Consider the following 1,528-nt stretch of genomic DNA (forward strand, 5'->3'; position numbering starts at 1 on the left):
TTCCATTTCTGGAGTTTTTCATCAATTGAATACACTGCTCAAGACCGATGCCTCGGCTCCGAAAATGTACCAAGTTATTTTTTAATCATTACTTAGTAACGTTTAAAAAATAACTTGGTATTTTTTGTCTCTCCATGAAACCTTGTAGTTCCATTTCGGTAGCTCTTCATCAAAGGTAATATGCCGTTGACAGACATCATCATAATTGCTATCCACACAACGAGAAGTGTCGTACTTCTTTCTGTTGATGTTGGTGAAGACACAAAGGCCGGATTTCGTTCTGGCCTCTGCGGCAAGTTCGCATGCCTGCTCAACGCTCTCGAAGGAAATACCACTCCATACTCTGGTGATTTGAGAGAAAAGCCTGTGTTCAATGGGGTTCCACTTCGACGTGTACGGGGGATAGTGCGCCACTATTATGTCAATATGGAGGTCTTCGGAAAGTTTGATCAGCTCTTGCTTGAAAAGCCTGCTGGAACTGCTGTTGGAACCTCCACCGTCACAGAGCAACATGATGGCAGTTGCATGTGGATAGATGTCTTGGAGCACACGATACCAGTAGTACTTGAAGTTGTCGCAGAAGAACCCGGCTGTGTCATGGCTTATTCCGAAGCTCATGTATCCAGTATTCTTTTGAACATCGTAGATGCCATAGGGAATGATTTTGCCGCTTGCAAAGGAGGGGAAGTCATGGTCCCTGCATCGCGGCGACCTGTCGCAGTATACCTGTCCGCCTCTTCTGAATGGGCCGACCAACTCTTTCTTCTTCGTGTCTATACTGAAGACGGGTATGTGATTTTCTTCACACATGCTTCTCATTGCGGAGATTTTCTCGAACTGTTCGTTTCTTTTATTGCACTCTGCCATCGAGGTACACTTCTTCGGAGTGCGTTTCTTGAATCCCTCTTTGGATATGATTTGTTTGAGGGTGTGATAGCTTATGCTTATTCCGTAATCCACCTCCATCTTGTCTCTTATGATGCCAGGCGAATAGAAAAGCATGCGTACGCTCTCATCTTGCGGCAAGCCGCCTATGGCATCTTCCGTAATCTCCCGGAAGATGTCGATATACTCGGGATGAACACTGAGAATACTCTTTCTGCCTCCACCTTTCTTCCTTATGTGTCCGGCAGCAATTGTGTCCCCGCTCTCAAGCTCGTGAATACCTCTATACACTGTATTTCTGGTGACATGATATGTTTTGCAGACCAGACTCACGCCGTGCGTTCCAAGTTCCATCGCCTTGTGGGCACAGAACAACCTGCGTTGGCGTTCGTCCAGATTGGCGACTTCTGGGAAACTCCCTGATTTGTCGCACTCGCTATGTCTTCTCTTGTATGCTTCCACCTGCGCCCTGCGCAAGGGCAAAGATACAAAAAATAAACGACAACAAAGAATTAAACAACAACGTATATCATTACGTATCAGTTAATTAAACCTTAATTCCGCAACACTATTATAAATTAAACTTTTTAAGTACCTGAGCAACAAAAAGTTGCTCAGGATTTTGCCATGTCAGAATTTTCAC

The 1,528-nt window shown here is 44.9% G+C and carries 1 protein-coding gene; it reads right to left on the bottom strand.

Features of this window, described 5'->3' with window-relative positions:
- Positions 1 to 102: 102 nt before the first annotated feature.
- Positions 103 to 1,239 (bottom strand): ISAzo13 family transposase, encoded by a 1,137-nt coding sequence (locus K334_RS0112770; RefSeq protein ID WP_008449745.1) that lies wholly within the window; start codon positions 1,237 to 1,239, stop codon positions 103 to 105.
- Between the last annotated feature and the right edge of the window lie 289 nt (positions 1,240 to 1,528).

The sequence above is a fragment of the Segatella baroniae DSM 16972 = JCM 13447 genome, assembly GCF_000426585.1.
In the GTDB taxonomy this organism is placed as follows: domain Bacteria; phylum Bacteroidota; class Bacteroidia; order Bacteroidales; family Bacteroidaceae; genus Prevotella; species Prevotella baroniae.